Source organism: Rhizobium sp. LjRoot98, assembly GCF_964252935.1.
Classification (GTDB): Bacteria; Pseudomonadota; Alphaproteobacteria; order Rhizobiales; family Rhizobiaceae; genus Pararhizobium.
The window spans coordinates 39,906-48,013 of record NZ_CAXUPW020000018.1 but is presented as its reverse complement, the minus strand read 5'-3'; the positions used below and the strand labels follow the sequence as shown (position 1 = coordinate 48,013).

Genomic DNA, 8,108 nt, shown 5'->3' with positions numbered 1-8,108 from the left:
TAAAAGACAGCGTTGAATCATGCTTCAGGTGATTTGCAAACCCACTTTGTCAACAGGACCTAGAATGGCTCGCAAACGCCTTTTCTATTCTCCTCGTCCCTGGGAAGTGGAAGCGACAATTCAATCGTGATTGGACTTTATCCATTGTAAGAGCCAGGGTACTAGGGTTGTAACTGCGGAGCATCAATCGTCTCAATGGAGGCCGAAATGAAGCACCACGAATTCAATCGACTGCAAACACTCGCGAAGATCAACCAAGCTTACCCGCATCAAGAAATCATGCCTCGCGCCGAACGCCTTCGACGCTGGGTGGAACTTCTCGACCGGGATCCGCACCGCGTCCTATCGACACTACAGCAAACTGAATATCAACCGGACGCGGTCCGCGCACTCTTGCGCTGCGACGACTCGGCTATCTCCGTCGCCTACGACGATCCGGTTCTACGGGCTGCCGGGATGGAAAACGATACCTATGGCGAGGCACGGCGATTTTTCGAGCTGCCCGACCGGCATTTGCACAGAATTGTCTGCAATTGTCATTTCGGCGCGACTGTCAGCGCTGGAGTGACTGCCTGTTACTTGCGGGCAAAGCATGTAGACAGGAAAAGAGGCTTCTGGGCTCGTTTGCGCGCGGTGATCGCTGAGTAACTCGACACCATAACTCTCGACGCCTGATCCGGAGTGCGTCGAGGAATGGTTGCCGTGCCTGCGGATAATAAGAACTTGAAGCTTTGGCCAAACAAAAATCAAAAACGTTTGGAACGGTTGGCATTGCTTAAACCATTTGTCATAAGTCTCATCCAAATCGAACGAACTACGCTCTGGATTTAGGAGCAGTCGGGTGAAAGTTGGGTGAATGCCACCTGTTGTGAGATTCCTATTTCTAGCCGCCGCGGCATCATCGGTCCTGGCTTTATCGTCCTGTAGCGGGCTTCCTGGTTACGGCCCCAGTGAGGGGACAATTCAATCGGGTGAAAAAGCGGCTGTAACCCCCTATAAGCTTGTTCCTGTCACCCCTGCACTTGCCGACCTGCTGTCGCGAGAACAAGAAAAGCCCTTGTCGGCTGCATTCGGTGCAGCCCGCCGACAAAGTATGTCGCGCATTGGGGTCGGTGATGCCGTCAGTGTGACCATCTGGGAAGCCTCGAAGGAAGGGCTCTTCTCGACCGGCACCCAAAGTTCAACTCAAATCCCCCCGCAAGTTGTGACTGAAGGTGGAACCATTTCCGTCCCCTTCGCTGGGCATGTGAGGGTGGTGGGCCAAAGCCCCGATGCTGTTAAATTGACCATTGAAAAGGCCTTGGCCAGAATGGCCGTGCAGCCTCAGGCGCTTGTCAGTGTTGTGAAAAACAACTCCAACGCAGTAACAGTAACCGGGGAAGTGGCGGCAAGCGGCCGCATTCCGCTCACACCTGGTGGAAATCGTCTGCTTGGCGTTATTGCGGATGCCGGAGGTCCACGGGTTGAATCGCATCAATTGGCGGTGCAGATCACGCGAGGTAGAAGATCCGAAACCATCCCAATGGAACAACTGATTTCTGATCCTCGAGAGAATGTCTACGTTCAGCCCAACGATGTGATCACGCTTATTCGACAACCTCGAAGTTTCACCGTCTTCGGGGCGGCTATGGCCAATGCCTCCGTACAATTCGATGAGACCCAGTTATACCTCAACCAAGGACTGGCTAAAGTAGGTGGCCTGAACGATGATAAAGCAAACGCCAGAGCCGTGTTTATTTATCGTCGAGAACCCGCCGCAATCGTTCGGGCGTTCGCCCCGAACGCCGGTCCAGTGCAAGCTGACGGAACCGTCAATGTCATCTACCAAGTGGATTTGAAAGACCCCAACGGTTTCTTCATTTTGAAGAGCTTCAAGATTAGGAATCGCGACCTGATCTACGTTGCCAACTCGTCGCTCGCTGAAATTCGCAAATTTTCTTCGCTTGTGGCCACGACCGTCGCGCCTGTATCCCAAGGCGCGTCGTTTGCGAACACCGTGAATACCATGTCAGTGAGGTAACTCGGCAAGGGTAATCTTTAGCGCCCGGCATAAACTCTCCCATCGTCGGCGATCCTCGACATGATCGCGGCGGACAATCCACAGGACATGTTTCGAACTCCTAATGGAAGAAGCAGTTTCCACGCGTCAAGACAGCAATACGAACCAGCGTTTAAAAAAACCAATCCAGCCTGACCATCCGCGTTTAAGAGCGCTTAACGATCGGGCCGTCCCCGGCCAGATGGTAGAATAGTGCAAGCGCCAGCTTGGCGTGAACCGTCCTGCTGTCGCCATAAACCAAGTCCTCGCCAATATTCCGGGCCAGATTGGTTAGTGTCACGGCAAACAGTTCCAGCCATTTTTGGCAGGAGACCTGGCGTCATCTGCGCGACACCGCCGCTCGCCTGGACACGTTTGTCCATCGAATGAGCCGCAACGAAACGCAACGGCGCAGGAGAAGTTTTTCAATTTCTGCAGGTGGTCCGGCATGTGCCCGCAAAATCTCGCATCAAAACCCGACGCGAAAGCTGAAGTTCAAGCGGTGCAACCCACCCGGCTGACGTTTGAGAAGTCGAACAATATCTCGCTTTATAAGCTAGCAAGCCATCGTGCCCGGACCGTTTCCGAGCAAGGTGCATTTGGTGAGAGTGAGATGAACGGCTTGACTGGTGCGAGCGCCAAATCCGCCCACGGTCCACCAGCGATACTGGTCGAAAGTCCTTTTGGATCGTCTGAAACGCCGCGGAAACCTGGATATTTTTGGTCAGGCTTGAGTTCCTGAAGGGCTAGGGCACGACAAGGCAGATAAGTTTTCAAACCTCACCTCACTATGTGAGATACTGATTGACTCATTATACCAGCTGACATAAACAATGATGAAACTAACGCAGGTGAGGAAACATGACTTCGATCGCACTCTTCGGTGCTGGCGGCAAAATGGGCTACCGGCTTGCCAAGAACCTTAAGGGCTCACGTTTCGACGTACGCCACGTGGAAGTAAGTGACGCCGGCAAGGCACGGCTTCAAAATGATCTCGGCTTGTCCTGCGTCGATGTCGATGCAGCGCTCTCAAGCGCTGACGTGGTCATTCTCGCCGTTCCCGACACGGCCATCGGCAAGGTTGCAGCCGGCATTTCGGACAAGTTGAAACCTGGCACCATGGTTGTGGCGCTTGATGCGGCCGCTCCTTTTGCGGGTCATTTTCCCGAACGTGCCGACCTCACCTATTTCGTCACTCATCCTTGCCATCCGCCGATCTTCAACGACGAGACCGATATGCAGGCCAAGAAGGACCATTTTGGCGGCCTGTTTGCCAAGCAACACATCGTCTCCGCCCTGATGCAGGGGCCGGAAGAAGCCTATGGCCTCGGTGAAGAAATCGCCAAGACCATCTGGGCACCGGTCATGCGCTCGCACCGCGTCACTGTCGATCAGATGGCGATGCTGGAACCGGGACTGTCGGAAACCGTTGCCGCCTCGCTGCTCGTCGTCATGAAGCAGGCCATGGATGAGTGCGTGAAGCGCGGCGTGCCGGAAGAAGCTGCCCGCGACTTCCTGCTCGGCCACCTCAACGTGCTCGGCGCCGTCATTTTCGGCGAAGTCCAGGGCGTGTTTTCCGATGCCTGCAACAAGGCCATCGAGTTCGGCATCCCCGCGCTGATGCGCGACGACTGGAAAAAAGTCTTCGAACCCGAGGAGATCGCCGAAAGCATCCGGCGCATCACCTGATCAAGATAGGGCCTTTGCCTTATGACATTGCGGCTCCGCCGGGAACGGGGCCGCATCCTTAACTTAACCGGGAGGAAACACATGAAACTGACACGCAGACTGACGCTTGCCGCCTTCGCCGGCGCCCTTTCACTGGGCGTCGCCATGCCGGCATTCGCTGCCGACCTCATCGCCATTATCACCCCATCGCACGACAACCCCTTCTTCAAGGCGGAAGCCGTCGGCGCTGAGGCAAAGGCCAAGGAACTTGGCTACGAAACCCTCGTTCTCGTCCATGACGATGACGCCAACAAGCAGAGCCAGCTGATCGACACCGCCATTGGCCGCGGCGCCAAGGCAATCATTCTTGACAATGCGGGCTCGGAAGCCTCGATCGCTGCTGTCCAGAAGGCCAAGGATGCAGGCGTCCCCTCCTTCCTGATCGACCGCGAAATCAACGCCACCGGCGTTGCCGTCTCGCAGATCGTCTCCAACAATTATCAGGGCGCGCAGCTTGGTGCGGAAGAGTTCGTCAAGCTGATGGGCGAGAAGGGCAACTATGTCGAGCTGCTCGGCCGAGAAGCCGATCTCAATGCCGGCATTCGTTCCAAGGGCTATCACGACATCATCGACGAATATCCGGAATTGAAGATGGTCGCCCAGCAGTCGGCCAACTGGAGCCAGACGGAAGGTTACTCCAAGATGGAAACCATCCTGCAGGCCAATCCCGATATCAAGGGCGTGATCTCGGGCAATGATACGATGGCCATGGGTGCGATCGCCGCCCTCCAGGCAGCTGGCCGCAAGGACGTCATCGTCGTCGGCTTCGACGGTTCCAACGATGTGCGCGACTCGATCACAGCGGGCGGCATCAAGGCAACCGTGCTGCAGCCGGCCTATGCCCAGGCTCAGATGGCTGTCGAACAGGCTGACACGTACATCAAGACTGGCAAAGGTCCGGCGGAAGAAAAGCAGCTGATGGATTGCGTGCTGATCAACGCTGACAACGCCGCCAAGCTCGAAACCTTCGCGCTCAAGGACTAATCCTCCCCAAGGATGCGCACAGGGCAGATACACTCTGCCCTGTGCGTTTTTTGCCATTTGACGGAGTGACTTTTATGCCGAATTTCCGGGCTGCCGCCGCCATCCCGCTGGTCATCGTTCTCGCCCTCAGCGGCTGCAAGATCATCAAGACCCCGACAGCCGAAGAAGCTGCCGAAGCTGCAAGCGGTGGTTTTAATCCCGCTCGCCAGGTCGCCGACATCTGGGACAGCAAAGTCATACCGTTTCTCGAGACACGCGCAGGCCCGTTCCAAGAGGTCAACGCCTTATCAAAATCCGATCTCAATGCCGCCGCGGCAAAATACGGCCATAAGGAAAAGGAGGGAAGCGCACCCTGGACCTTCGCGGCGAAAGTCTCCGGCACGATTATTAAAGCCGAAACAGCATCGCGCGCCGCCTATCTCGATACTGATATCGATGGCGACGGCAAGGCGGATGTGCGCATCCAGATCGGCCCGGTCATCAAAGGCACGGCCATCCGCGACAGTCTCGATTTCGTCAGTTTCAACGACTTCAAGAACCAGATCCAGTGGGCCGAATTCGGCAAGGCCTTCAATGTCCACATTAACGGCCTGACGCTGGAAAAGCTGCCCAGAGAGGGCCTGGAAGGCAAAAAGGTCGAGGCGCTCGGCGCCTACCCGTTGCCATCCAGCGGCCAGCCGGCACTGTTGACACCCGCCACCATCACGATCGGCGGCTGACATGGCGGCTGAAACCCACGACACCATTCTGAAGCTTGACGATGTCACCAAAGTCTATTCCGGCATCGTCGCCGTCAAGCATGCCAGCCTCGAGCTGCGGCGCGGCGCAGTCAATGTTCTCGTTGGCGAAAACGGTGCTGGCAAGTCGACACTGATGCGCATGATCGCCGGCGTCGAAAAGCCTTCACTTGGCCGTATTCTTCTCGAAGGCAAGGAAGTCGAGTTCAACTCTCCGGCCGACGCCCAGAAGCATGGCATCGGCATGGTGTTCCAGGAACTCAACCTGTTCGGCAATCTCTCGGTCGCCGAAAACATTTTCGCCACCCGTGAAATTACCCGCGGTCTTCGTGGCATTGACCACAAGGCGCAGGTTCAAAAAGCCAACCAGTTCCTCGACAAGCTCGATGCCGGCATCAGCGCCGAAACCATGGTGGAAGACTTGCCGATCGGTCAGCAGCAGCTGGTCGAAATCGCCAAGGCGATCTCGCTCGATACCCGAATCCTTATTCTCGATGAGCCGACTTCAGCGCTTTCGGCTGCCGAAGTCGACATTCTGTTCAAGGTGATCGGCGAGCTGAAGGCTCAAGGTGTCGCCATCGTCTATATCTCGCATCGCCTCGAAGAATTGATGCGCATCGGCGATTACATCACCGTCCTGCGTGACGGTCAGATTACCGGCCAGGCGATGGTCAAGGATATCGACACCAAATGGATCGTCCGCTCGATGATCGGCTCCGATGCCAAGGATTTCGCAAAGCCGCTCGATCACAAACTGGGCAATGAGGCCTTTCGCGCCGAGGACATTTGCCTGCCGCGCAAGACTGGCGGCTTTGCCGTCGATCACCTGTCGATCTCGGTTCGCGCCGGTGAAGTATTGGGGATTTATGGCCTGATGGGCGCCGGCCGTAGCGAGTTCTTCGAATGCGTCATCGGCCAGCATGCACATTCGACCGGAAAGATCTTTGTCGCTGGCGAAGAGATCGCCGCCAAGGACACCTCCACCCGCATTCGCAAGGGCCTCGCCCTTATTCCGGAAGACCGCCAGCGCGAAGGCCTCGTGCAGGTCCTGTCGATTGCCGCCAATCTGACATTGGCGAGCCTTGAGAAATTTGTAAAATTCGGCTTCCACATTGCCGGCGACCGCGAGCAGTCGGCCGTCAAGGAGCAGGTCCGCAATCTCTCGATCAAGGCGCCGAACCCGGATTTCGACGTCACCTCGATGTCCGGCGGCAATCAGCAGAAGGTGGTGATCGGCAAGGCGCTGATGACCAATCCGAAGGTTCTGCTGATGGACGAACCGAGCCGCGGCATCGATGTCGGCGCCAAGGCCGATGTCTTTCGCACCATGCGCAAGCTCGCCGGCGAAGGCCTCGCCATCCTGTTTTCCACCTCCGACCTCGAAGAGGTCATGGCGCTGTCAGACCGGATCGCTGTCATGAGCAATGGCAAGATTACGACGATCCTGGACCGGGCTGACGCTACTGAAGAACTCATCGTCAAGGCTGCGTCCGAGGGACACAAATCGGCCGGCCACACATCGACAAGGGAAATTGCGTGATGACGACTGCAACCTCGACCGAAAAAGCCCCGGCGGCCGATAGCGGCTCCATCCTCCTGACGCTGATGAAGCTTAGGACCTTCATCGCGCTGTTTGCCGTCATCGCCTTCTTTTCGATCTTTGCGCCGAACTTCCTGTCGACCGCAAACATCATCCTGATGTCCAAGCACGTGGCGCTGAACGCTTTCCTCGCCATGGGAATGACCTTCGTCATCATCACCGGCGGCATCGACCTGTCGGTCGGCTCGATCGTCGGCCTCTGCGGCATGGTCGCCGGTGGCTTGATCCTCAACGGCATCGATCTGCAGATCGGCTACACGATGTATTTCAACGTCGTTGAAGTGTGCCTGATCACGCTTGTCGTCGGCATCCTCATCGGCGCGGTCAACGGCCTCTTGATCACCAAGCTCAACGTCGCCCCGTTCATCGCCACGCTCGGCACGCTTTATGTCGCTCGCGGTTTTGCGTTGCTGTCGTCTGATGGACAGACCTTTCCCAACCTTGTCGGCAAGCCGGAACTTGCCACCACCGGCTTCGGCTTCCTCGGCTCCGGCCGTATCATCGGCCTGCCGGTATCGATCTGGATCCTGATCGTCGTGGCGCTCGCTGCTGCCTATGTCGCCAAATACGTGCCGATCGGCCGCCAGATCTTTGCCGTCGGCGGCAATGAGCGTGCCGCCCGGATGTCCGGCATCCGCGTCGATCGCGTCAAGATGTTCGTCTACATGTTCTCCGGTTTCTGCGCAGCCATCGTTGGCATCGTCATTTCGTCCGAATTGATGGCCTCGCACCCGGCAACCGGCAATTCGTTTGAGTTGAATGCGATCGCTGCGGCCGTTCTCGGCGGCACCTCGATGTCCGGCGGCCGCGGCACAATCGGTGGAACCATTATCGGCGCCTTCGTCATCGGCATCTTGTCCGACGGCTTGGTGATGATGGGTGTCTCCTCCTTCTGGCAGATGGTCATCAAGGGTATCGTCATCATCGTCGCCGTGGTGGTAGACCAGGCACAGCGCAGGTTGCAGCAGCAGGTGACACTGATGCAGCTGGCGAAGAAGGGCTAAGATTTAAATCCCCTCCC

8 protein-coding genes are annotated in these 8,108 nt (G+C 56.9%); 7 read left to right on the top strand and 1 reads right to left on the bottom strand.

From position 1 onward, the window contains the following. The first annotated feature begins 207 nt into the window (after nucleotides 1-207). The gene (locus tag ACSQ3J_RS29160) at nucleotides 208-648 is read left to right on the top strand and encodes a hypothetical protein (protein ID WP_436040884.1); all 441 of its coding nucleotides are present in this window, start codon (nucleotides 208-210) and stop codon (nucleotides 646-648) included. 208 nt (nucleotides 649-856) lie between these two features. Next, the gene (locus ACSQ3J_RS29155) at nucleotides 857-2,020 is read left to right on the top strand and encodes a polysaccharide biosynthesis/export family protein (protein ID WP_436040883.1); all 1,164 of its coding nucleotides are present in this window, start codon (nucleotides 857-859) and stop codon (nucleotides 2,018-2,020) included. A gap of 184 nt (nucleotides 2,021-2,204) precedes the next feature. Here ACSQ3J_RS29155 and ACSQ3J_RS29150 read toward each other — a convergent pair whose 3' ends face one another. Then, nucleotides 2,205-2,339 (bottom strand): hypothetical protein, encoded by a 135-nt coding sequence (locus ACSQ3J_RS29150; RefSeq protein WP_436040882.1) that lies wholly within the window; start codon nucleotides 2,337-2,339, stop codon nucleotides 2,205-2,207. Nucleotides 2,340-2,899: 560 nt separating this feature from the next. Between ACSQ3J_RS29150 and ACSQ3J_RS29145 the strand changes: the two genes are divergently transcribed. From ACSQ3J_RS29145 to ACSQ3J_RS29125, 5 genes are all read left to right on the top strand, one after another. Next, the gene (locus ACSQ3J_RS29145; RefSeq protein WP_436040881.1) at nucleotides 2,900-3,727 is read left to right on the top strand and encodes a phosphogluconate dehydrogenase C-terminal domain-containing protein; all 828 of its coding nucleotides are present in this window, start codon (nucleotides 2,900-2,902) and stop codon (nucleotides 3,725-3,727) included. A gap of 81 nt (nucleotides 3,728-3,808) precedes the next feature. Next, nucleotides 3,809-4,750: a D-ribose ABC transporter substrate-binding protein gene (locus ACSQ3J_RS29140; RefSeq protein ID WP_060509872.1), complete on the top strand. Its 942-nt coding sequence runs from the start codon at nucleotides 3,809-3,811 to the stop codon at nucleotides 4,748-4,750. A 74-nt stretch (nucleotides 4,751-4,824) separates the two neighbouring features. Next, complete coding sequence (locus tag ACSQ3J_RS29135; RefSeq protein ID WP_436040880.1) at nucleotides 4,825-5,469, top strand: DUF2291 family protein; 645 nt, start codon at nucleotides 4,825-4,827, stop codon at nucleotides 5,467-5,469. 1 nt (nucleotide 5,470) lies between these two features. After that, nucleotides 5,471-7,027: a sugar ABC transporter ATP-binding protein gene (locus ACSQ3J_RS29130; RefSeq protein WP_436040879.1), complete on the top strand. Its 1,557-nt coding sequence runs from the start codon at nucleotides 5,471-5,473 to the stop codon at nucleotides 7,025-7,027. Next, entirely contained in the window at nucleotides 7,027-8,091 is a 1,065-nt protein-coding gene (locus ACSQ3J_RS29125) for an ABC transporter permease (protein ID WP_060504621.1), read from the top strand. Before ACSQ3J_RS29130 ends, ACSQ3J_RS29125 begins: the two co-directional genes overlap by 1 nt. The last annotated feature ends 17 nt before the right edge of the window (nucleotides 8,092-8,108 follow it).

Bases quoted from the DNA above. Each gene is read 5' to 3' on its own strand.
- ACSQ3J_RS29160 (WP_436040884.1), top strand. From the start codon at position 208: ATGAAGCACCACGAATTCAATCGACTGCAAACACTCGCGAAGATCAAC.
- ACSQ3J_RS29155 (WP_436040883.1), top strand. From the start codon at position 857: ATGCCACCTGTTGTGAGATTCCTATTTCTAGCCGCCGCGGCATCATCG.
- ACSQ3J_RS29145 (WP_436040881.1), top strand. From the start codon at position 2,900: ATGACTTCGATCGCACTCTTCGGTGCTGGCGGCAAAATGGGCTACCGG.
- ACSQ3J_RS29140 (WP_060509872.1), top strand. From the start codon at position 3,809: ATGAAACTGACACGCAGACTGACGCTTGCCGCCTTCGCCGGCGCCCTT.
- ACSQ3J_RS29135 (WP_436040880.1), top strand. From the start codon at position 4,825: ATGCCGAATTTCCGGGCTGCCGCCGCCATCCCGCTGGTCATCGTTCTC.
- ACSQ3J_RS29130 (WP_436040879.1), top strand. From the start codon at position 5,471: ATGGCGGCTGAAACCCACGACACCATTCTGAAGCTTGACGATGTCACC.
- ACSQ3J_RS29125 (WP_060504621.1), top strand. From the start codon at position 7,027: ATGACGACTGCAACCTCGACCGAAAAAGCCCCGGCGGCCGATAGCGGC.